Here is a 20,721-nt window from a genome sequence, read left to right as displayed (position 1 = left end):
GGCCTCTTCGGCCGTGTCGTTCTGCTAGAACGATCCCGGCGGCGGTATCACTGCAAAGTTCCCCTGCTTGCAGCAACCTGGAGCCCGTTCGCGCGCCGCGCGCCCCCCGGGCGTGCCCTTGGCCCGGCTCATGCGTTGTAGCCGACATGAACGTACGCCGATACCTCGCCGCCGCCGCAGCCGGAACCGCCATCGCGGCCGCCCTCTCCCCCGCCGCGCACGCCCTCGACCTGGGCAACACCCTGAGCAAGGCGGCCACCACCACCAGCGCCGCGGGCGCCCAGGTCAAGCCCGTCGCCGAGAGCGCCGTCGGGGACAAGCTGGGCAAGAAGGTCACCGCCGTCAAGAACGGCGTGAAGGCCGGCACCGACGCGGTCAAGGCGGCCAAGGACGCGGTCAAGGCCGGCCGCGAGCTGATGAGCTGACCCCGCCCGAATCCCCGTCCCCCAGCGTCCTTGCAGTGTCGACCCAGAGCCGCGCGGCGGTCAGAACGGTACGAGCGTGACCCACACCCGGACCATCCCGGCCCCCAGCGACGCCTGCGCCGACCTCGCGAACCCGGCGTTCTGGAAGCTGCCGGCCGCTCAACGCCTGGCACGCTTCACGGAGTTGCGGCACGAGCCGCGCCCCGTGTTCTTCACCGAACGCCCCTCCACCCCCCGCCGCGCCGAGCAGGGTTTCTACGCGCTGGTCCGGCACGCCGACGTACTCAAGGCGAGCCGGCTGCCCCGGGTGTTCGCGAGCGCGCCCGGGGTCACCTCGCCCGAGCCGGCGCGCTGGGTGCGGACGCTGTTCGGTGACTCGATGGTCAACCTGGACGGCGCCGACCACGCGCGGCTGCGCCGCATCGTGCAGCAGGCCTTCACCCCGCGCCTGCTGGCCGCCACCGAGACGCACATCCGTGAGCTCGCCGTGCGCATCGTGGACGACATGGTCGCCGAGCGGCCCGATGAGTTCGTCTCCTCAGTGGCCTCCCGGATGTCGTTCGAGGTCATCTGCGCGATGCTGGGCGTGCCGGACGCCGACCGGCGCCGCATCGCCCGCCAGATCGACCGGGCCTCCGAGCACGCCGGGGTACGGCGTGGTCTCGGTGCCCGCCTGATGAGCCCGGGCAAGGGGCTGCGGGCGCTGGCCCGGATGGAGCTGACGGTGGCGCGCCTCGGCCGCGAGCGGCGCCGCCACCCCACCGGCGACCTCATCTCGGCACTGGTCTGCGCCGACGTGGAGGGACAGGCGCTGACGTACCGTCAACTGGGCTCGTTCTTCTCGCTGTTGCTCGTCGCGGGCGTCGAGACGACACGCAACGCCATCGCTCACGCCCTGGTGCTCCTGACCCGCAACCCGGACCAACTCGCCCTGCTGACCGACGACTTCGACCGGTACGCGGACGGCGCCGTGGACGAGATCGTGCGCCACTCGACGCCCATCATCCAGTTCCGCCGCACCGTCACCACGCGCTACACCCTGAGCGGCCACACCTTTCTGCCCGGCGACAAGGTGATGCTCCTGTACGCATCCGCCAACCGTGACGCGTCGGTCTTCACCGACCCGGACGTCTTCGACATCACCCGCGACCCCAACCCGCACCTCGGATACGGGGGCGGCGGCCCGCACTACTGTCTCGGCGCCCATCTGGCCCGCCTGGAGATCAAGGCCGTCCTGCGCGAACTGCTCACCCGGCCGCTGGCCGTGCGCGCGCTCGGCGAGCCGGAACTCGGCACGTCCAACTTCGACCACCGCGTCCGCAGGCAGTACTTCACCTTCGATGCGGCCAAGCCCTGAGAACCGGCGCCCGGCCCCGCCCGCGTACCCTCGCCGCGCGCGGGGCGTTGTACCGGGCATGAACACACAGCGCCGCCTCCGAGCCGCCACCGCCGCCGCATCCCTCCTGCTCCTCGCCGCGCCCGGTGTCGCGGCGGCCGATACGGGCGCGGGGCAGGGCAGCGTCTCCGAGTACGGGCAGCCGAAGGTGCTCGGCGGGCGGGGCGAGATCGCCGAGACGCTCACCGCCGGTGTCGCCATGTTCGGCGGCACCCTCCAGCCCGACGGCGCGTCCGGGGCCCACTGAAGGTCACGGTGCGCCGGGCGAGCGGGACCGGCCCCGGACGCCGTCGGGCGTCGAACGCCGCGTCCTCGTGGAAGGCCGCGCTGTGCGCGCTCGTGCTGCTCCTCTCCGCGCTGGTCCAGCCGCCGGGCGACCGGACGCGCGGCCCGATGCCGACCGGGGCCAGGACGGCGGCGGGCGTCTTCACCGGGTCCGACGGGGACGGCATCGTCAAGCTGGCTGCGGTCGAGAAGTGGCGCGGCCAGGGGCGGCTGCGGGCCGGCCACACCTATCTGCCGGGCGACACCTGGAGCGGCATCGAGGGCCCGCCCCGGCTCCTCGCGCCCTGGGCCCGCTGGCGCCACGAGCGCACCGACCGGGTCTTCGTCCTCAACGTGCCGATGCTGGCCCCCAACGAGGCCGGCCTGCCCGACGCCGAGGTGCGCGGCCTGCTCGGACAGGGCGCGCGCGGCGCCTTCGACGGCCACTTCACCGCGCTGGCCGAGCGCCTGGTCGCCCTCCGGCTCGCCGACACCAACGTCGTCCTCGGGTGGGAGATGAACGGCGTCACCTATACGCACCGCTGCGCTCCCGATCCGGCCTCCTGGCGGGCGTACTGGCGGCGCGTGGTCACCGCGATGCGCTCGGTGGCGGGGCAGCACTTCCGCTTCGACTTCGCGCCGAACCGCGGGCGCGACGCGGTGGCGTGGACCGAGTGCTATCCCGGGGACGCCTTCGTCGACATCGTCGGCATGGACTCCTACGACCAGCCCGCCGGCATGTCCTTCCGCGAGCAGGTCGAGGAGCCGTACGGACTGCGCGCCCAGGTCGACTTCGCCGCCCGGCACGGCAAGCCGGTGTCGTACCCGGAGTGGGGACTCTTCCGCAACGGGGACGACGCGCCGTACGTGCGCGGGATGACGGCCTGGTTCCGCCGCTACCGGCCCGTCTACCAGACCCTGACCGACTACTGCCCGCACGGCGTCTGGGAGTGCCCCGACCACCCCGAGGCGGCGCACGCCTACCGGGCGCGGTGAGCGGCGGGCCGCGCGCTGAGCCGTGCGGGGGCGGCCGATGGGCCGGGCGGGTGATCCCTTCGGTGGTGCTCGCGTGGCCCCGGGGGCCCCGCGAGGCGGATCCCAATTATGCGTATCAGCATCTGATCCCCCCTCCGGTTTTCCTGTTGAAGGGTCGCAGGCATGTACAAGCTCTCAGGTTCCGCGGCGCGGGCCGCCCTCGTCACGGGCCTGGTGTCCGCGCTGGGCACCGGGTACGCGGCGCACGCCACCGACCGTCCCGGCGCGGCCCCGCCGCCCGCCTCCGCGCCCCACACAGCGCCGCACACGGCCCCGCACGCGCCCGGCGGCGCCCCAGTGCGCCCCGGCGCGGCTCCGCCGACCCTGGCGGACACCGGCGCCGACGCCAACGCCACGCTGCTCGGCGCCCTGAGCGTGGGCGCGGTCGTCACGGGGGCGGCGGCGGTCGCCCTGTCCCGGCGCTCCTCACGCGGGAGGTACGGCGAGGAGTGAAGCGCTTGTGCGCGCGGGGCGGCCGTCCCCGGTTCGCTCAGGGAGGAACCGATTTGCTCCTTGGTGTCCGTTACCTATGGCCGGTCGACACGTTGAAGTGACATGACGACTGCGTGTCTGCGGTCGCGTGTCCAATCAAGGAGAACTTTGATGTCTCGTATCGCGAAGACGGCCGCCGTCGTCGCCGGAGCGGGCGCCATGGCACTGGCCGGTGCGGGTATGGCCGCTGCCGACGCCGGCGCCGAGGCTGTCGCGTCCAACTCCCCCGGCGTCCTCTCGGGGAACCTGGTGCAGGTGCCGGTGCACATCCCGGTCAACCTCTGCGGCAACACCGTTGACGTCATCGGCCTGCTGAACCCGGTGTTCGGCAACACCTGCGTCAACGACTCCCACCTGCTCCACCACCACGGCGGCTACGGGGGCTGACGCCTCCCTGTCCCGGCCGGACGGTCCTCGTGACGGTCCGGCCGGGCCTCTGCTCCCACGGTGCCTGCGGCCTCCCGGACTTCTCCCCCCGGGAGGCCGTCGCCGTGTCAGGCGTACCGGTAGATCCGGCTGTGGTCCAAGAGCGCCGCAGGCGCCACGTTCCACGGCGGCATCGGGTCGTGGAGCGCCGCCACCCGGCCGTGCTGGAGGTCGCCCAGCGGCGGCGGGACGTCCGGCAGATAGCGCTTGGACTTCGGGTGGGCGGCCTGCCAGCGTGACCACAGGCTGTCGACGAAGGCGTGGTGCAGCCAGAACACGGGATCGTTGACGGCGGCGCCGCCGAGCATGATCCCGCCGATCCAGCGGTGGACCTGGTTGTGCGTACGGAAGCGGGCGTCGCCCGACGCCTTGGTCCAGCCCTCCAGCTTGTTGCGGAACCCGGTCCCGCTCATCGAGTTCCAGGGGGAGACGTCGTACACCGGGTCGGCGAGCGCCTGGGCGACATCGGCGGCGGTGGGCAGTTTGATGGGGTTCTTGGGGCGGCCCAGGTCCCGCGTGAGGAAGCGTTCGTCGGTGACGTTGACGGTGATGTCCCAGTGGCCGTGGGCGTGCGCGAAGGGGCCGGTCATGACCTGGAGATCACCCCGGCGTCCGTTGCCGCCCATGAAGTCGTCGCCCCACAGGGACGAGGCGGCCGAACTGTCGCGCGTCCAGTCCCAGTACGGCACGGTGACGCGCGGGTCGACCTTCTGGAGCGCCCGCTCGAACTCCAGCAGGAACCGGCGGTGCCAGGGCAGGAAGGACGGCGCCATGTGCGCCACGCGCAGCCCGCGGTCGCCGTCGGAGACGTAGAAGTCGATGTGGGTGCGCGCGAACGCGTCGTATGTGCCACGCCGTTTGAGTTCGAGCACGGCGTTGACGAACGCCTTGCGCTCGGCGCTCGTCAGGTTCCGCTGGTTCTTACGCGTGTACACCACGGACGGCTCCCCCTTCGTGGCCCGCGTGCACGGGCACGGCGGCCAGCCGGGCGCGGCCCAGCTCGGCCGCGGCGGCGCGGGCGGCCTCGCGTGCGGTGGCGTAGGACTCGTAGTGGTCGACGGCGCTCAGATAGGTGCCGTCGGCGCGGCGCATCAGCATGAGCCGGCGGTCGTCCACGAACACGGCGACCTCGGACCCGTCCGCCTGGAGGGCCCGGCCCTGGATGCGGTGCCCGGCGTGCATCTCGTCGAAGAGCATGCTCTCGGGAACACGCGCGGTGGGCCCGGGGCCCGTGGCACCGGCCGGCGCGGCGGAGGGGATGCGGGAGAGCGCGGCGCCGGTGAAGGCGACGGCCGCCGAGGCGAACAGGGCGCGCAGCAGGCCGCGTCGGGCGGTGCGCCAGGCGGTACGGGGCGGGGGCGCGCCGGGCCCGGTGGGTTCGGGGGCGCGGCTGCGCAGGCGGGTGCGGCCGGTGCGGCGTGCGCTCCAGAAGTGTGGCGCGTCGTTCATGGGCGTCTCCCTCGTGCTCGCTCGCGCGGACGAGTCCGGCACATGCGTGGGCCCCGCAAACCGTCCAGGTTCCGGGGCCCGCCGAGCGTCCGCTCTCCTTGACCGATGCCGGGTACAACGAGGCCCCCGGGCGCAGGAAACGGCCGCCGTACGCTCGCGGCGCCGTCGGCGCTCCCCGGGCCGGTACTGGTTGCACGGCCCGGGGAGGCTTCAACCATGCGACTGGTCGATGGGGTCAACGCCCGGAGCGGGCGGGCGTGTCGGCGGCCGGAGGCGTTTCACGCGGTTGGCCCAGCCGGTGCGCGGGGCGAGCCGGGGTCGGCCTCCGCGACCGGGCGTCCGCTCGGGCGCATCCTCACCGCGTCCAGAAGTCCCACCAGCGGGTCAGGATCAGCATCGCGACGACCCCGATGTGCACCACCGGCACCGCCCAGCCGAACTCGGCGGACAGCTCTCGCGCCCAACCCGGCGCGGGCAGCGCTCCGTTGATCACGTTGAGGTGGGTGACCCGCCAGAACAGCACGATGGTGGCGACCCACGCCAGACAGCACCACAGGCACAGCGCGTTGATGCGGTACAGCGACTCGAACTGGAGCCAGCCGACGAAGACGACGCCGAAGGCGGCCCCCGCGTTGAGCGCCAGCCAGTACCAGCGCCCGAACCGGCCGCCCCCGAGCAGGCTCATCCCCACACAGCACACGATCCCGTACGCCACCAGGCCCAGCATCGGATTGGGGAACCCGAAGACGGACGCCTGCGCGCTCTTCATGATGGTGCCGCAGGAGATCACCGGGTTGAGGCTGCACCCCGGGACGAAGTCCGGATTACGCAGGAGCTCGAACTCGTCCAGGGTGATGACCCAGGAGGCCAGCAGGCCGGCCGCGCCGGTGAGCACGACCAGCCGGGCGAAGCCGCGGCCGGCGCCGAAGGCGGTGCTGGGCGGTGGCGGGGGTCCGGACGAGTCGGTGAGCGGAGCCGGCTCCTGGAGCGTCCCGTGGAAGGGCATCGGTGTCGTCTTCCGTTGCGTTCTCGTCCGGCGGGCTCAGCCGCGCAGGCGGCGGATGGGGAGCAGGCAGTGGCCGGCGGTGGTGATGGTGGCCTCGTCGCCCGCGAACGCCCGCAACTGCTCGTCGGTGACGGCGACGCCGGGCACGGCCTCCGGCCAGGAGCGGGTGGCGAAGATGAACTGGACGGTGCCGCGCCTCTCGGCGGCCGCCAGCCACTCGGGCGGCGCGGGGCACTGGGCGGTCATGGTCGGCAGGGTCAGGACGGCCCGGCCGGCCTGCACGATCAGGGTCAGCGGGAACGAGCCGCCGTGGCTCTGGTCGACCACACTGCCCGGCGGCATGCCGATCTCCTCGAGGAACGCCCGCGCCGCGACCTCGGCGCCCTCGGGGCCCTGGACGCCGTCACCGAGGGGGTACGCCATGAGGAAGGGCATGTCGCCGGATTCGTCGGGGTGTTCGCCACTCCACGCGATGACGATGAGCGAGCCCAACAGGGCGGCCCTGGACGGCTGTACGGCACTGCTGGCTGAAGTCATGCCGGGACTCTAGGACATTCCGGGTCGAGCCCTGCGCCGCTGTCACTCATCCGGATGAAACGTCCTTCGCGGGACGCACCGGGCTCTGCGTATGCGGCGGGGGTGACGCGTGGGGGCGGCCGGGGTGACGCGTGGGTGCGGCCGGGGTGACGCGTGGGGGCGGCCGGCCCGGCGCATGCGGAAGCGGCCGCGGCTCCCGAACTCCCGGGAGCCGGCGGCCACTTGGCGCCCGGCGGCCGGGCACGCACGCGCCCGGCCCCGCTCGGTCGTTGACGCGGGTGTTGCCGAAGGCGGGGTCCAGGAGACCCTGGTCAGCCGATCGGCAGTCCGCCGAGCATCCGGCCGGAGCCGGACCCGCCGTGGGACTTGTTGAGGTCGTGGGCGGCACTGGTCACCGCGTGCAGCACCGAGCCGTCCGACTTGGGGTCGAGCGCGCTGGTGTTGACGGGCGCCGCGTCGGCCAACTGGGCGTGGGACGCCGCGTTGGTCAGCGAGTCGAGGCCGCCGTTGAGGCTCATGGGGGGCATGGGAGGCGTACCTCCGGCGGCGAAGGCCGGGGCCGCCGCGCCCATCACCGCGAGGGAACCGGCGACCGCCGCGGCTACCTTCATCGACTTCATCATCAATCCTTCCGCGGCGAGTTCGATCGCCGAATGGGCCGCGCGTGCCGCACTTGGGCGGAGCCGCGCGTATCTCTGATCGCTTTGCGATGCTTCGCCTTGGCTAACGACACCTGGACGGTTGAGAAACCCCTCGGGAGCGGATTGCGGCCGCATCGCGGCCGGGCGGGTGCCGGATCGGGGCGGTACGGGTCAGGCGGGCAGCCCGGGGGCCGCGGGCAGCGATCCGGCCGGGGACTTGGGAGGCTGGGGCAGGCCCGGGAGGCTGGGCACGGGCAGTCCCGCACCGACCAAGGTGGCGACGACGAGACCGACCAGGCCGGTGACCACGGAGGTCGCCGCCGGCACGACGCCGTCGGCCTTGGCGCTGGTGACCGCCTTGACGAGGTCGTCGACGGACTTCTTGAGCACGGCGACGGCGTCGGCCCTGACGTCCACCGGCCCGGCGGCCTGCGGCTGCCCGCTCAGCGGCAGCGCGGACAGCGCGGGCGACGTGGGAGTGACCGGGGCCGCGGGCATGACCGGGCGCACGGAGGTGGCGGGGGCGGCGGGGGCTGCGGGGTTGGCCGGGGTCGCGGGGTTGGCCGGGGTCGCGGGCAGTGCAGGGTTGGCCGGGGTCGCGGGCTTGGCCGGGGTCGCGGGCAGTGCAGGGTTGGCCGGGGTCGCGGGGTTGGCCGGGGTCGCGGGCACGGCGGCAGGGTTGGCCGGGGTCGCGGGCTTGTCCGGGGTCGCGGGCAGTGCAGGGTTGGCCGGGGTCGCGGGCTTCGCCGGCACGAGCGCCGCCGGGGTCGCTGACTTCGCGGCGTCCAGGGCGGACGTCGCCCCGGACGCGAGGGCCGTGATCTCGGCGGGCGACTTGCCGCCCAGCGCTGCGGTCAGCAGATCCGTGACCGGCTTGAGCACGCCCCCCAGGTCCGCCAGCACCTTGACCTGTTGGAGCACCTCGTCGGAACCCGGCACCGCGGCTTCGGCGGCGACCGGTCGCGGCGGCTGGACGCCCTCGGCCGCGGCGGCCCCGGCGGTGGCGATGACGATCGCGGTCGACAGGGCCACTGCGGCCAGTCGCCGCGGTGTGCGTGCACGCATGAAAGGGTTCTCCTTCGCTGGAACAGGCGCATTTCCCTCACCGTGCGCGGCCCCTTCACCTCCCGCAACCGCCTGCCCGCGCCGCCTGCGCCATCCGGAGCAGCACAAAGCCCCGGCGGCCCCCTGGGCAGGGGCGGCCGGGGCCGAGGCGGGGACTACTTGTTGACGCAGGTGTTGCCGAAGGCGGGGTTCAGCAGGGCGATCACGTTGACCGTGTTGCCGCAGACGTTGACCGGAACGTGCACCGGCACCTGGAGCAGGTTGCCCGAGAGGACACCGGGGGAGTTGGTGGCAGCGCCCTGCGCGCCGGCGTCGGCGGCGGCGACGCCGGCCCCGCCGGCAATGGTGGCAATGGCAGCGGTGGACATGACCAGGGCCTTCGCGGTACGCGACATGGAGAAGCACTCCTAGATTGGGAAAGTCATGGGCCTTGGGATAAGGCACTGACCGGGTGTATCACTCGACCTACACCTCAACGCGGACACGGCCCCCCGGTTTTGCCCCTAACGGGTGAACCCATGTTTCCGGCAAGCGAATGATTGGCCGAACCACTGGTCCGGACCGCGCACACGGATGGCGGTCAGGGCCGTGGAAAACCACCCCGACGGGTTGCCCCGCGAGGCCGATGACGCCCGGAGCGGGCGTTCAACAGCGCAGGTGTCCGCGGCCTCGACCGCGACGCCGTCACCCGCCGTGACGGCGGACCCACCGTTCGATTACCCGCTTTTCCTTCGGACGGATATGCGACAAGGCGTTCGATGGTGAATTCGGATGTGGATTCGGATGGAGGGGAGGCCACCGATACAAAGAGCGAATCGTCAATCGGATACGGCCCATCGCCCGAAGGGACACCCCGGCCCGCGCATTCATGACGTGACCGGGTCGTAAATACGGTTACAGTTGCTCCTCGCCCGGGGCCGTTCGACGCGTGGGAACCCCGGCGACCGCACGACCGGTAAAGCGGAATTCACGAGCAGACCGCCCGCTGGGCGAGTCCCGCAGCATCTTTGTCCAGCTTTCATTTCGAGCGCCAGGACCGGAGTGACCGCGCATGCCCACGAGAGCCAACGCCCCCGGCGGACCCGATGGGCCGCCCGCGCACGACTTGAGTGTCCTGCACCTGGTTCAGCCCGTTGAGGGGGGCGTAGCCCGAGTCGTCACGGACTTGGTACGGGACCAGCTGCGCAGTGGATTCCGGGTCACCGTGGCATGCCCCGAGGGAGGCCCGTTGAGCACCGAACTGTCGCGCCTGGGCGCCCGGGTGGTCCCCTGGCGGGCCACCCGCTCGCCGGGCCCCGCGCTGCTCGGCGAGACGCTGCGCGCGGCCCGCCTCATCCGGCGCGTACGCCCCGATGTGATCCACGCGCACAGCGCCAAGGCCGGGGTCGCCGCCCGGCTCGCGGCGCGGGGCCGGGTGCCGACCGTCTTCCAGCCGCACGCCTGGTCGTTCGAGGCGGTGGGCGGCATCACCGAGCGCCTGTCGCGGAGTTGGGAGCGGGCCGCGGTGCGGTGGACCTCGCGGGTGGTGTGCGTCAGCGAGGGCGAGCGGGCCACCGGGGAACGCGCCGGGGTCCTCGCGTCGTTCGCGGTGATCCCCAACGGCGTCGACCTCGACCTCTACCGCGCCCCTGGGACGGCGCGGGCCGCGACGGACGCGCCCCTGGTGGTCTGTGTCGGGCGGCTCTGTCGCCAGAAGGGCCAGGACGTGCTGCTCCGGGCCTGGCAGGACGTACGCCATGCGGTGCCCGGCGCCCATCTGGTCCTGGTCGGCGACGGCCCGGACCTCGCGGCGCTGCGCGCGGCCGCGCCGGGCTCGGTCTCGCTGATCGGCGCGGTCTCCTCCACCGCCGCCTGGTACCGCGCCGCCGACCTCGTGGTGCTGCCCTCGCGCTGGGAGGGGATGGCGCTCGCCCCGCTGGAAGCGATGGCGTGCGGCACACCGGTGGTCGTCACCGACGTGGGGGGCTCCGCCGAGAGCCTCCCGCCGGGCCATGCCGCACTCTGCCTCGTCCCCCCGGAGGACCCGGGCGCGTTGGCCCGCGCCATCACCCGTCTCCTCACGGACGCGCCGCTGCGCACCACCCTCGCCCGCCAGGGCCTCCAGCACGTGACCTCCACCCATGACGTGCGGCAGACGGCCCGAAGCGTCGCGGAGGTGTACCGCGACGTGGCCGTGCTACCGCGCTCCGAGCACAGGGAACCCATCAGCCAGTGACCGCGGAAAGCATCGTCCCGTCCGCCGGTGGCCCGCCGCACGGCGCCGGGATGTCAACGGGAACCGTCTCGGTGGTCACGCCCCGCGAGGCGCCGGACCACTTCGTCCCCCCGGCCGGGCGGCCCCGCGCGGGCGGCACGTTCGTGTCCGTGCTGCTCGCCGTCGACTGCGCGGCGGGCCTGCTCGGCATGCTCGCCCTGCCGTACGCGGGGCTGCCGCCGGGGCCCGCCGGCCTGCTCGTCGCCACCGTGCTCCTGCTCAACGCGCAGGCCGGGCTCTACCGGCCGACGATGACGGGCGGCGTCCTCGGCGACGTCCCCGCCCTCCTCGTACGCGCGAGCGCCGGCTGGTGTGTGCTGGCCGCCGTGCTGGCCCACCGCAGCGTCCTCGCCGAGCGGGGTGACATGCCGCTCGCGGTGTCGGCGGTGATCGCCGGGTGTGCGGTGCAGACGGTGGCGAGCTGCGCCGGGCGCGGCGGCGCGCTGTGGCTGCGCCGGCGCAAGTCCGCCCGCAGGCCGCGCCCGGCCCTGGTGGTGGGCCCCGCCGCGACCGCCGTGCGCGTCACGGCCGCGCTGGTGCGCCAGGCGGGCGGCGGGGTCCGGCCCGTCGGCGTCGTCGTGCCGCCGTCCGAGGCCGCCGTGGAGGCGGGCCCGGTGCCGGTCCTGCGCAGCTACGAGGAGGTCCAGCGCGCCGTCGTCCAGAACGGGGTGCGGGACTGCCTGTTCACGTACGCCGTCGAGGCGGGCGGCCCGAGTCCCGCGTCCCCGGCGCTCCTCGAAGCCCTGGGCTGTGCGCTGTGGCAGCTCGACACGCGGGCGCCCGGCCACACCGTGCCCGGCGGTCAGGTGGACGAGCTCGCCGCCTTCCCCTGCTCCCCGCTGACCAGCACCCCCGCCGGCGCGTTCGGTCTCTTCGCCAAGCGCCTGCTCGATCTCGCGCTCACCGTGCCGGCGCTGATCGTCGCCTCCCCCGTGCTGCTGGTGTGCGCGCTGGTGCTGCGCCGCAGCGACGGGCCCGGTGTGCTGTTCCGTCAGGAACGCATCGGGGCGGGAGGCACCACGTTCACCCTTTTGAAGTTCCGTACGCTGCGCCCCGACACCGTGCACGAGGCCGCCACCCGCTGGAACATCGCCGACGACCACCGCATGAGCCGCGCCGGGCACTTCATGCGGCGCACCTCGCTCGACGAGCTGCCCCAGCTGTGGAACGTGATCCGGGGCGACATGAGCCTCGTCGGCCCGCGCCCCGAACGCCCTTATTTCGTCGCCCAGTTCAGCAACGCCCACCCCGGATACGCGGCCCGCCACCGGATGCCCGTCGGCCTCACCGGGCTCGCCCAGGTCGAGGGGTTGCGCGGCGACACCTCCATCGAGGACCGGGCGCGCTACGACAACTACTACATCGACCACTGGTCGCTCTGGCAGGACCTGTGCATCCTGCTGCGCACCGCCGCCTGTCTCGTCCGCCCCACGGGGAGTTGAGCGTGCACGCCGTCACGGCCGCGTCGCCGATGCCGCTGCCGCTGCCGCTACCGATCCGGTTCGGCCGGGCCCTGCACCTGCTGCCCCTGCTCGCGGTCATCGCCCTGCTCGCCACGCCCCCGCTCGGCGGCGACGGCTCGGCGACCGCCGCCGACGCCGCGTGCGGGCTGCTCGTGGTGTGGGCGATCCTGCGGGTGGTGCGCTCGGGCGAGCGGCCGCTGAGCCGCCGCGCCGCGCTGGTGATGGGGCTCCCGGTGACCGGGATCTGTGTGGCCGCGATGGGCGCGGCCGACCCGTCCACCGCGATCGCCGGGCTCGGCCGCTACCTCCAGATCTTCGTCCTCGTACCGCTGGCCGTCCTGCTGCTGCTGCGCGACCGCCACGACTTCCGGGTGGCGGCGGGCGCGGTGGTGGCGCTCGCCCTGTTCGAGGGCGGCATCGGCGTCCAGCAGTACCTGACCTCGACCGGCGCCTCCTACATGGGCGAGGACATCCGCGCGGTCGGCACCTTCGGCGCCTCCGACATCATGGGCATGGCCACGGTCGTGTCGTGCGGGCTGCTGTGCGCGGTCGCTCTCGCCCTCGACCCCGCCCCCGGCGCGAGCCGCGTGACGCGACGGGTCGCGCTCGGCTGCGCGGCCCTGCTGCTCCTGCCGCTCGCCGTGTCGTTCAGCCGGGGCGCCTGGATCGCGACGACGGTGGCGGCCTGCACGGTGCTGCTGCTCTCCGGGGTGCGCCGCTCCCTGGTCGTGCTCGCGGTCGTCGCCGCGGCCACCGTGGTCCTGGTGGGCGCGAGCGGTTCCGGTACGCGAATGCTCCAGGAGCGGCTCGCCAGCATCACCCAGGTCGAGAGCGCCCCCGACCAGTCCGTGACCGACCGGTACACGATGTGGGCCGCAGCCGAACTGATGTGGCGTCAACAACCGCTGGGCGGCGTCGGGTTGAAGGGCTTCCCCGCCCACCGCGACGCGCACTCCTCGCTCGCGCTGTCCTCCGGCAGTGACACGGCGGGCGCGGGCGCCGCCTTCAAACGCCAGCCGCTGCTCTCCCCGCACAACATGTACCTCCTCGTCCTGAGCGAGCAGGGCCTGATCGGGGTCGTCACCCTGGTGGGCGGCTGGGCGGCCCTCCTGGTGACCGGGGTGCGCGCCCTGCACCGCGCGCGCCGACAGCGAGCCCCCATGGACTGCGGGCTCGTCGCCCTCGGCCTGCTGACCTGGCTGCTCGTGGACTTCTTCTACGGTGACATCGGCGGCCCCTCGACCGCCCTGACCGCGCTCGTCCTCGGCCTCGCCGCCTGGTGGGGCCTGGCGTCGCGAGGGGAGGGGAGGCCGTGACGGAGACCGTCCCCCCACTGCTCCCGGCGCCCGCCGCGCCACCCGAACCCGCCGCGTCCGGGCGGCTGTTGGCGCGGGCCGCGTTCCTCACCGCCGTCCTCACCGTCGCCGGAGCCGTCCTCGGTCTCCTGCGCGACCAGGCCTTCGCGCACGTCTTCGGCGCCGGCGCCGACACCGACGCCTTCCTCGTCTCCTGGACCGTCCCGGAAGTCGCCGCGACCCTGCTGATCGAGGACGGCCTCGCCTTCGTGCTGGTGCCCGCGTTCAGCCTCGCCCTGGTGCGGCGCGCCCGGCACCCCGACCCCGATCCGGTACGCGCCCTGGTGGCGGCCACCCTGCCCCGCTTGATGTTCGCGCTGACCGGGGGCGCCGCCGTGCTGATCTGCGCGGCCCCCGCCGTCGTCGCGGTCCTCGCGCCCAGCCTGCCCCGCGCGGACCTGGCCGTCGACTGCACCCGCGCCACCGCGACCTGTGTGCTCAGCTTCGGGCTCGCCGGATATTGCAGCGCGGCCCTGCGCGGGCACGGCCGCTTCCTGGCACCCGCGTCGATCTACGTGGCGTACAACGTGGGCATCATCGGGCTTCTCCTGCTGCTCGGCCGGGCGTGGGGGGTGCGGGCGGCCGCCGCCGGGGTCGCGTTCGGGGGCGTCCTCATGGTCCTTGTGCAGGTGCCCGCGCTGTGGCGGGGCTGGCGCCGGCGAGAGGCCGTGCCCGCGCTGCCCGCCGCCCGCGGGCCCGCCGGGAAGACGCCGCGGGCGCTGCGGTTCGCGCTGGTCGCCCCCGTGGTGGTGTTCGCGCTCAGCCGCCAGACGCAGGTCCTCATCGAACGCTTCCTGGCCGCGCCGCTGCCCGCCGGCGCCATCTCGCATCTGAACTACGCGCAGAAGGTGGCGCAGATGCCGATGGTGCTCTCCCTGATGCTGTGCACGGTCACCTTCCCGGTCATCGCGCGCGCGCTCGCCGCGGGCGACACCGAGCGGGCCAGGCGCCGGGTGGAGAGCGACCTGATCGTGGCGGGCACCATCGTGCTGCTCGGCGCCTCGGTCGTGGTGGCCTGCGCCCCGGAGATCATCCAACTCCTCTTCCAGCGCGGCGCGTTCACCGCCCACGACACCGCGGCGACCGCCGCCGTGATGCGCGTCTACGCCCTCGGTCTGCTCGGCCAGACCCTGGTCGGGGTGCTCGCCCGCTCGTACTTCTCCGAGGCCAGGCCCCTGTGGTTCCCGGCCTGCGCCATGCTGGCCGGCCTGACGGCGACCGCCGTGGCCGGGGCGCTCGCCGTACCGGCGTGGGGCGCGCCCGGCATCGCCGCCGCCAACGCGCTCGGCATCACGCTCACCGCGCTCCTGCTGCTCTGGGGCAGCGGCCGGCGGCGTACCGCGCTGTCGGTGGGCCCGGTCAGCGGACAGCTCGTCCGGCTTCTGGGCGCCGCGTGCGTCGCCACCGCCGCCTGCCGGTGGGGCGCGTCCGCCTCCTCAAGTCCCTTGTTCGCTCTGGTCATTGGGGCCTCGGTGGCCGTCGTGGTGTTCGCCGTCACGGCACGTCTGCTGCGGGTCCGGGAGTTCTGTCTGCTGTTCCGTCCCGTCACACGAAAGCTCTGGCATGCCCGTTGACACGGCAGTCGGCGACCCGAAAGGTCCGCTGACTGGTTCGAGACCGCGCCCCGCCGCACCGTTGTGGGTGGCCATGTACCACTCGGTGACCCACACCACGGACGACCCGTACCGCATCACCGTCTCCCCGCCCCGCTTCGAACGCCAGCTGCGCTGGCTGCGCGGACACGGCCTCAAGGGGGTGAGCGTGGCCGAACTGCTGCGGGCCCGCGCGGCCGGCACCGCGCGCGGCCTGGTGGGCCTCACCTTCGACGACGGGTACGCCGACTTCACCGCCGAGGCCCTGGCGCTGCTGCGCCGCTACGACTGCACCGCGACCGTGTTCGTGCTGCCCGGCCTGCTCGGCGGCGCCAACGACTGGGACCCGCTGGGCCCGCGCCGGCCGCTGCTCGACGAGCGCGGCATCCAGCGGGCCGCCACCTGGGGCATGGAGGTCGCCTCGCACGGCCTGCGCCACCTCGACCTGACCCACGTCGACGAGGACACCCTCCACCGCGAGGTCCGCGACAGCAGACAGCTGCTGCGCGACCTCACCGGACACGACGTGGCGGGCTTCTGCTACCCGTACGGCGCCGTCGACCTGCGCGCCGTCGCCGCGGTCCGCGCGGCCGGCTACCGGTACGCCTGCGCCATCGACCCGGGCCCACTGACCGGCCGCTACGCGCTGCCCCGCGTCCACGTGGGCGAGCGCGACAACGGCTGGCGGCTGCACCTCAAACGCAGCCTGCACCGCTGGCGCCGCGAGGAGCCCGCCGACCTCCCGGAGGGTTCATGAAGGTCCTGCACGTCATCACCGGCCTCGGCATCGGCGGCGCCGAGCAGCAACTACGGCTGCTGTTGCGGCACTTGCCCTACGAGGCCGACGTGGTCACCCTCACCAACCCGGGCGCCGTGGCCCGCGCCATCGTCCGCGAGGGCGGCCGGGTGCGGAACCTGGACATGGCGGGCAACCGCGACCTGTCCGCGCTCCCCCGGCTCACCCGGCTCATCGCCCAGGGCCACTACGACCTGGTCCACACCCATCTGTACCGGGCCTGTCTGTACGGTCGCCTCGCGGCGAAGCTCGCCCGGGTGCGCACCATCGTCGCCACCGAACACTCCCTGGGCGAGACCCGCATGGAGGGCCGCCGGCTCGGTCCCGCCGTACGCGGCCTGTATCTGGCGAGCGAACGGCTCGGCACCACCACCGTCGCGGTCTCCGACACCATCGCGCGCAGGCTGACCGACTGGGGCGTCCCCGAGCACCGCGTCCAGGTGGTGCCGAACGGCATCGACGCGGCACGGTTCGCCTTCGACCCCCGTACGCGCGAGAAAGTACGCCGCACCCTCGGGCTCCCGCCACGGGCGTTCGTCATCGGCGGGGTCGGCCGCCTCACGGCGGGCAAACGCTTCCACACCCTGATCGACGCACTGGCCGAACTCCCGCACGCGATGCTGGTGTTGGCCGGAACCGGGGAACAGGAACAGCCCCTGCGGGCCCGCGCCGACCGGCTCGGCCTGGCCGACCGGGTGGTGTTCGTGGGCGAGTGCGTCCAGGACGGCACGGCCCCGGCGGGCCACCGCCCCACCCTGGCCGGGCTGCTGTGCGCGGTGGACTGTCTGGCCTCGCCGTCCGGTGAGGAGTCCTTCGGCCTGGCCGTCGTGGAGGGCCTCGCGGCCGGGCTCCCGGTGGCGTACGTGACCTGCCCGGCCATCGACGACCTGCCGCCCGGCTCGGCGCCCGGCGCGCTGCGCACCGGCCGCACGGCCGCCGCGTTCGCCGACGCCCTGGGCGAACTCCAGCGCTCGGGCCGCCGCCTGCGCCAGCCCGTCCCCGACGCGGTGCGCCACTACAGCGTCACGTCGACCTCGGCCCAGCTGGTCCGGGTGTACGAGACGGCGGCGGAGCGCGCCCCGCGGCGACCCGCCGCCCGGCCGGCGCCGGACGCGAGGGCGACCGGCCCCGCGGGCCACCCTCCCGCCGGCGCGACGGACATCCCGACGAACCTCTCGGAGAAAGAAGAGTCCAGATGAGCCCAATCTCCGGCTCGCGGCAGCGTCAGCGCAGCCGCGGCCCGCTGCGTACCCGGTGGCTGCCGCGCTGGTGGCCGCTGCCCGTGTGCGCGCTGCTCGGCGCGACGGCGGGCGGCGTCTACGGCGCCGTGAAGACCCCGGAGTACAGCGCGACCAGCTATGTGGTGGTCACCCCCGCGGAGAAGGCCGACCCGTCGGTGGCGCTCGGCTTCGCGCAGGCCTACGGGCGGGTCGCGACCGAGGTCGCCGTCATCGGGGACGCCCAGGTGTGGGCGGGGGTGAGCGCGGACACACTGCGCCGGAGCGTACAGACGGCGACCTCCCCCGACGCGCCGATGATCGCGATCACCGCCACCTCGGAGCGCGCCGCGGACGCCGCGGGCATGGCCAACGCGGTGGCCCGGGCCCTCACCCTCGACGGCGTGCACAGCCAGAAGGACACCGGGGTGCGCGTGGTGCAGTTCTCGCGCGCCGCCAAACCCGTCGCCCCCTCCTCCCCCACCGCGTCGCTGACGGCCCTGGTGGGCGGCTGCGCGGGCGGGCTGCTCGGCGGTCTCTCGCTGCTCGCCCGGCCGCGCCGTCACGAGGAGCCCGGCACGGGACCCGAGCGGGTCGCCGCGGTGCCGGGACCGGCCGGCTCGGCCTGCGTACCGCAGGAGGTCGGCTAGTGTCCGGGCTCCGCGTGGAGGTGTGCACCGAGGAGCTCGCCTTCGCCGACCTCGCGCCCAACTGGCGTGCGCTGCACCGTCGTTGCTCGGCGGCGACCCCCTTCCAGAGCCACGCGTGGCTCCACTCGTGGTGGCTCTCGTACGGCACACCGGGTCGGCTGCGGATCCATCTGGTGTACCGGGGCGATGAGTTGGTCGGCGCGGCCCCGCTGATGCGGGTGTGGCGCCCGCTGCCCGCGCTGGTACCGCTCGGCGGCGCCATCTCCGACTTCACGGACGTCCTCCTGGACGACGACTGCGCCGAGGAGGCCGCCGCCGCCCTCACCGGGGTGCTGATCGGCTCGGCGCGCTCCGCCCTGATCGACTTCGGCGAGGTCCGCCCGGGCGCCGGCGCCGAACGCATCCACGCCAACTGGCCCGGCAAGCGGCGTACGTTGACCGACTCGGGCTGCATGGAACTACCGGCGGCCGGCATGGACACGATCCTCGCCGCGCTGCCCTCCAGCCGCGCCCAGCGGGTCCGCGCGAAGCTCCGCAAGATCGACGCGCTGGGCATCGAACAGCGCGAGGTGCCGGCCGACGACGTGCCCGGGGCCCTGCGCACCCTGCTCGCGCTCCACGGGCTCCAGTGGCAGGGCCGCGGAGTGACCCGCGAGCACACGCGCCCGCGTTTCGAGCAGCATCTGACGCGTGCGGTGAGCGAGATGACCCGGCACGGCGACGCCGTGGTCACCGAGTTCCGGCTCGACGGGCAGATCGTGGCGTGCGACTTGACGGTGCTCTCGCCCGCCCTCGCCGGCGCCTACCTCTACGGGGTCCACCCCGCGCTGCGCGACCGCAAGGTGGACGTGGCCACGATGCTGCTGCGGACCAACGCCCAGCGGCTTGAGGGCAGTGGGCGGGGCGCCCTGAGCCTGCTGCGCGGCAGCGAACCGTACAAGCAGCACTGGCGGCCCGAGCTCGTGGTCAACCAGCGCTTCCTGCTCGCTCGGCGGCGGACCCTGCCCCTGCTGTGGGCCAGCACGCTCCACGCCCTGCTGCGGCGCCGCGCGGGCGCCGTGCGGCGCGAGCTGCGGCGCCGGCGGGACGAACGGCGCCGCCCAGCCCCGGAGCGCTCAGGACCGGCGTGAGAACCAGTCGAAGCGCAGACACAGCTTGCCCCCGATCCAGTACTCCGCCCACGACCCGAGATCGACCGGCGCGCACTTGCCGGGCGGCGTCGGCGCGACGGGCGGGGTCGGGGGCAGCGGGCTCGGCGGGGTGGTGGGCTTGGGGCCGACCGGGACGGAGGGCTGCGGGCTCACCGGCGTCGACGGCTGCGCGGTCGCGTCGGTGCGGCCGTACAGGAGCGCCCGGTAGACCTCCGAGGAGCGCGGGTTGTCCTCGCACTCCCACACCCCGTGCGGGCAGTAGTCGGTGATGGTGTTGTAGACCGGCTTGTGCGCGTCCATCCACGCCAGCATGCGCCGCATGTACTCGGGGTTGTCGCCGTTGCGGAAGAGCCCCCACTCCGGATAGGAGATGGGCTTGTGGTGCGCCGCCGCGAAGTCCACGTGCTGCTGGAGCCCGTACGGCTCCGTGATCTGCCGGTCGAAATCCTGCCCCGGCGGCTGGTCGTAGGAGTCCATGCCGATGATGTCGACGACGTCGTCCCCGGGGTAGCACTCCGTCCACGGCACCGCGTCCCGGCCGCGGCTCGGCGCGAAGTCGAAGCGGAACTTCTGCCCCGGCACCGCCCGCATGGCGGCGACGGCCCGCCTCCAGTACGCCTTCCACGCCGCCGGGTCCGGGCCGCAGCGGTGGGTGTACGTGGTGCCGTTCATCTCCCAGCCGAGCACGATCACCGTGTCCGGAATCTTCAGCTCGACCAGCCGCTGGGCCAGCCGCGTGTAGTGCTCGTCGAACCGGCCCGCCGCGCCCTCGGCCAGCAGCCTGCGCACCCGGACGTCGGGAACGCCGGCCTCGTTGAGCGCCTGCATCGGCACGTTGAGGACGAGGGTGCGGTCGGTGCGCTCCCCGCGCCAGGCGGCCCAGGCGTCCAGGAACCCGGCCCTGCCCTCGATGTCGGACCAGGTGTTCCCGGGCAGATAAGTGTGCCCGACCCGGATGTTCACCCCGCCGAGCCACTTCTCCAGCGCCGCGATCCGCTTGACGCCGAGCACACCGGAATCGAGGAACGCGCCGAAGGTCTCGACGGAGGGATGGGCGGGCGGGGGGTCGACACCGCCGCCGGGACGCGTGGCGTCCGGGGTGGGGGCGGCGGTGCCCACGGGCGCGGGGTGCGGGGTTCGCGTGTGCGTGGTGTCCGGGGTGCCCGGGAGCGTGGCGTCCGGGGTGGGGCCAGCGCGAGGCTGAAGAGGGCGCCCGCCGCCAGAACGCTGGTCGTGAAGGTGGCCGCTCGATGACGTCGCTGACGCATGTGCGCTCCCTTGGTTCTGAGGACCTCCCCGGATTCCCGGTTGAAAATATTCTTATTGCGCCGATAGGGAAGATAAGCAGCCCACGCCGGAAGCCCCCCGAACGGCCGCAGGCCATGTGCCGCCGTACGTGGGCCTCCTGATGGGTCCTCAGGGCGGTGCCTCGGGATCGCGTGCGGGCACGTCGAAGGGCCCGGCTCCTGAAGTGGAACCGGGCCCTTCGACGTACGGAACGACCGGC

Annotated in this window: 22 protein-coding genes; 14 read left to right on the top strand and 8 right to left on the bottom strand. The window is 73.8% G+C overall.

Translation table 11 applies throughout. From position 1 onward, the window contains the following. Positions 1-146: 146 nt before the first annotated feature. The 6 genes from DWB77_RS21540 (at position 147) to DWB77_RS21515 (ending at position 3,999) form a co-directional block, all read left to right on the top strand. A complete protein-coding gene (locus tag DWB77_RS21540) occupies positions 147-425 on the top strand; it encodes a hypothetical protein (protein WP_120722800.1) in 279 nt (92 codons plus the stop codon). 76 nt (positions 426-501) lie between these two features. Continuing rightward, entirely contained in the window at positions 502-1,782 is a 1,281-nt protein-coding gene (locus DWB77_RS21535) for a cytochrome P450 (protein WP_120722799.1), read from the top strand. Positions 1,783-1,840: 58 nt separating this feature from the next. Then, complete coding sequence (locus DWB77_RS21530) at positions 1,841-2,068, top strand: hypothetical protein (RefSeq protein ID WP_120722798.1); 228 nt, start codon at positions 1,841-1,843, stop codon at positions 2,066-2,068. Positions 2,069-2,076: 8 nt separating this feature from the next. Beyond that, on the top strand, positions 2,077-3,081 hold the full coding sequence (locus DWB77_RS21525) for a glycoside hydrolase family 26 protein (protein WP_246033599.1): 1,005 nt from the start codon (positions 2,077-2,079) through the stop codon (positions 3,079-3,081). 162 nt (positions 3,082-3,243) lie between these two features. Then, entirely contained in the window at positions 3,244-3,573 is a 330-nt protein-coding gene (locus DWB77_RS21520) for a hypothetical protein (protein WP_120722797.1), read from the top strand. 150 nt (positions 3,574-3,723) lie between these two features. Beyond that, positions 3,724-3,999: a chaplin gene (locus DWB77_RS21515; protein ID WP_120722796.1), complete on the top strand. Its 276-nt coding sequence runs from the start codon at positions 3,724-3,726 to the stop codon at positions 3,997-3,999. 107 nt (positions 4,000-4,106) lie between these two features. On the opposite strand, the gene DWB77_RS21510 is transcribed toward DWB77_RS21515, so the two are convergent. The 7 genes from DWB77_RS21510 to DWB77_RS21480 all read right to left on the bottom strand — a co-directional run bounded on the left by DWB77_RS21510 (position 4,107) and on the right by DWB77_RS21480 (position 9,131). Continuing rightward, entirely contained in the window at positions 4,107-4,976 is an 870-nt protein-coding gene (locus DWB77_RS21510; protein WP_120722795.1) for a tyrosinase family protein, read from the bottom strand. Further along, positions 4,960-5,487 carry a tyrosinase family oxidase copper chaperone gene (locus DWB77_RS21505; RefSeq protein ID WP_120722794.1) on the bottom strand — a complete coding sequence of 176 codons (528 nt, stop codon included), beginning with the start codon at positions 5,485-5,487 and terminating at the stop codon, positions 4,960-4,962. The genes DWB77_RS21510 and DWB77_RS21505 overlap by 17 nt, the downstream gene beginning before the upstream one ends. Positions 5,488-5,842: 355 nt before the next feature. Next, entirely contained in the window at positions 5,843-6,493 is a 651-nt protein-coding gene (locus DWB77_RS21500) for a vitamin K epoxide reductase family protein (protein ID WP_120722793.1), read from the bottom strand. A 36-nt stretch (positions 6,494-6,529) separates the two neighbouring features. Continuing rightward, on the bottom strand, positions 6,530-7,030 hold the full coding sequence (locus tag DWB77_RS21495; protein ID WP_120722792.1) for a DUF5949 family protein: 501 nt from the start codon (positions 7,028-7,030) through the stop codon (positions 6,530-6,532). 311 nt (positions 7,031-7,341) lie between these two features. After that, positions 7,342-7,641 (bottom strand): hypothetical protein, encoded by a 300-nt coding sequence (locus DWB77_RS21490; RefSeq protein ID WP_342777986.1) that lies wholly within the window; start codon positions 7,639-7,641, stop codon positions 7,342-7,344. Between the two features lie 201 nt (positions 7,642-7,842). After that, on the bottom strand, positions 7,843-8,736 hold the full coding sequence (locus DWB77_RS38470; RefSeq protein ID WP_216826859.1) for a hypothetical protein: 894 nt from the start codon (positions 8,734-8,736) through the stop codon (positions 7,843-7,845). Between the two features lie 155 nt (positions 8,737-8,891). Next, entirely contained in the window at positions 8,892-9,131 is a 240-nt protein-coding gene (locus tag DWB77_RS21480; RefSeq protein WP_120722790.1) for a chaplin, read from the bottom strand. Positions 9,132-9,787: 656 nt separating this feature from the next. On the opposite strand from DWB77_RS21480, the gene DWB77_RS21475 reads away from it, so the two are divergent. The 8 genes from DWB77_RS21475 to DWB77_RS21440 are packed head-to-tail and all read left to right on the top strand — an operon-like array spanning position 9,788 to position 19,193. Continuing rightward, positions 9,788-10,951 (top strand): glycosyltransferase, encoded by a 1,164-nt coding sequence (locus tag DWB77_RS21475; RefSeq protein ID WP_120722789.1) that lies wholly within the window; start codon positions 9,788-9,790, stop codon positions 10,949-10,951. Beyond that, positions 10,948-12,432 (top strand): sugar transferase, encoded by a 1,485-nt coding sequence (locus tag DWB77_RS21470; RefSeq protein WP_174248598.1) that lies wholly within the window; start codon positions 10,948-10,950, stop codon positions 12,430-12,432. The genes DWB77_RS21475 and DWB77_RS21470 overlap by 4 nt, the downstream gene beginning before the upstream one ends. A gap of 29 nt (positions 12,433-12,461) precedes the next feature. Further along, positions 12,462-13,769, top strand: a complete 1,308-nt coding sequence (locus DWB77_RS21465; protein ID WP_120728071.1) for an O-antigen ligase family protein — start codon at positions 12,462-12,464, stop codon at positions 13,767-13,769. After that, positions 13,766-15,382, top strand: coding sequence for a murein biosynthesis integral membrane protein MurJ (gene murJ / locus DWB77_RS21460; RefSeq protein ID WP_342777985.1), 1,617 nt, complete (start codon positions 13,766-13,768; stop codon positions 15,380-15,382). The genes DWB77_RS21465 and murJ overlap by 4 nt, the downstream gene beginning before the upstream one ends. Further along, positions 15,372-16,157 (top strand): polysaccharide deacetylase family protein, encoded by a 786-nt coding sequence (locus DWB77_RS21455; protein WP_120722787.1) that lies wholly within the window; start codon positions 15,372-15,374, stop codon positions 16,155-16,157. Before murJ ends, DWB77_RS21455 begins: the two co-directional genes overlap by 11 nt. Continuing rightward, a complete protein-coding gene (locus tag DWB77_RS21450) occupies positions 16,154-17,395 on the top strand; it encodes a glycosyltransferase (RefSeq protein ID WP_120722786.1) in 1,242 nt (413 codons plus the stop codon). Before DWB77_RS21455 ends, DWB77_RS21450 begins: the two co-directional genes overlap by 4 nt. Next, positions 17,392-18,063 carry a lipopolysaccharide biosynthesis protein gene (locus tag DWB77_RS21445; RefSeq protein ID WP_246033598.1) on the top strand — a complete coding sequence of 224 codons (672 nt, stop codon included), beginning with the start codon at positions 17,392-17,394 and terminating at the stop codon, positions 18,061-18,063. Before DWB77_RS21450 ends, DWB77_RS21445 begins: the two co-directional genes overlap by 4 nt. Next, a complete protein-coding gene (locus DWB77_RS21440; protein ID WP_120722785.1) occupies positions 18,063-19,193 on the top strand; it encodes a GNAT family N-acetyltransferase in 1,131 nt (376 codons plus the stop codon). Before DWB77_RS21445 ends, DWB77_RS21440 begins: the two co-directional genes overlap by 1 nt. Here DWB77_RS21440 and DWB77_RS21435 read toward each other — a convergent pair. Further along, a complete protein-coding gene (locus DWB77_RS21435) occupies positions 19,179-20,333 on the bottom strand; it encodes a glycoside hydrolase family 26 protein (protein WP_120722784.1) in 1,155 nt (384 codons plus the stop codon). The two genes, DWB77_RS21440 and DWB77_RS21435, sit on opposite strands and share 15 nt — an antisense overlap. Positions 20,334-20,721: the final 388 nt, after the last annotated feature.

This window comes from Streptomyces hundungensis (assembly GCF_003627815.1).
Lineage (GTDB): Bacteria > Actinomycetota > Actinomycetes > Streptomycetales > Streptomycetaceae > Streptomyces > Streptomyces hundungensis_A.
The sequence above is the reverse complement of the archived record's forward strand: the minus strand, read 5'-3'. Positions and strand labels throughout refer to the sequence as shown.

Excerpts from the sequence above, each read along its gene's own strand:
- DWB77_RS21540 (WP_120722800.1), top strand. The coding sequence starts at position 147 with ATGAACGTACGCCGATACCTCGCCGCCGCCGCAGCCGGAACCGCCATC.
- DWB77_RS21530 (WP_120722798.1), top strand. The coding sequence starts at position 1,841 with ATGAACACACAGCGCCGCCTCCGAGCCGCCACCGCCGCCGCATCCCTC.
- DWB77_RS21520 (WP_120722797.1), top strand. The coding sequence starts at position 3,244 with ATGTACAAGCTCTCAGGTTCCGCGGCGCGGGCCGCCCTCGTCACGGGC.
- DWB77_RS21515 (WP_120722796.1), top strand. The coding sequence starts at position 3,724 with ATGTCTCGTATCGCGAAGACGGCCGCCGTCGTCGCCGGAGCGGGCGCC.
- DWB77_RS21505 (WP_120722794.1), bottom strand. The coding sequence starts at position 5,487 with ATGAACGACGCGCCACACTTCTGGAGCGCACGCCGCACCGGCCGCACC.
- DWB77_RS21500 (WP_120722793.1), bottom strand. The coding sequence starts at position 6,493 with ATGCCCTTCCACGGGACGCTCCAGGAGCCGGCTCCGCTCACCGACTCG.
- DWB77_RS21495 (WP_120722792.1), bottom strand. The coding sequence starts at position 7,030 with ATGACTTCAGCCAGCAGTGCCGTACAGCCGTCCAGGGCCGCCCTGTTG.
- DWB77_RS21490 (WP_342777986.1), bottom strand. The coding sequence starts at position 7,641 with ATGAAGGTAGCCGCGGCGGTCGCCGGTTCCCTCGCGGTGATGGGCGCG.
- DWB77_RS38470 (WP_216826859.1), bottom strand. The coding sequence starts at position 8,736 with ATGCGTGCACGCACACCGCGGCGACTGGCCGCAGTGGCCCTGTCGACC.
- DWB77_RS21480 (WP_120722790.1), bottom strand. The coding sequence starts at position 9,131 with ATGTCGCGTACCGCGAAGGCCCTGGTCATGTCCACCGCTGCCATTGCC.
- DWB77_RS21475 (WP_120722789.1), top strand. The coding sequence starts at position 9,788 with ATGCCCACGAGAGCCAACGCCCCCGGCGGACCCGATGGGCCGCCCGCG.
- DWB77_RS21465 (WP_120728071.1), top strand. The coding sequence starts at position 12,462 with ATGCCGCTGCCGCTGCCGCTACCGATCCGGTTCGGCCGGGCCCTGCAC.
- DWB77_RS21455 (WP_120722787.1), top strand. The coding sequence starts at position 15,372 with ATGCCCGTTGACACGGCAGTCGGCGACCCGAAAGGTCCGCTGACTGGT.
- DWB77_RS21450 (WP_120722786.1), top strand. The coding sequence starts at position 16,154 with ATGAAGGTCCTGCACGTCATCACCGGCCTCGGCATCGGCGGCGCCGAG.
- DWB77_RS21445 (WP_246033598.1), top strand. The coding sequence starts at position 17,392 with ATGAGCCCAATCTCCGGCTCGCGGCAGCGTCAGCGCAGCCGCGGCCCG.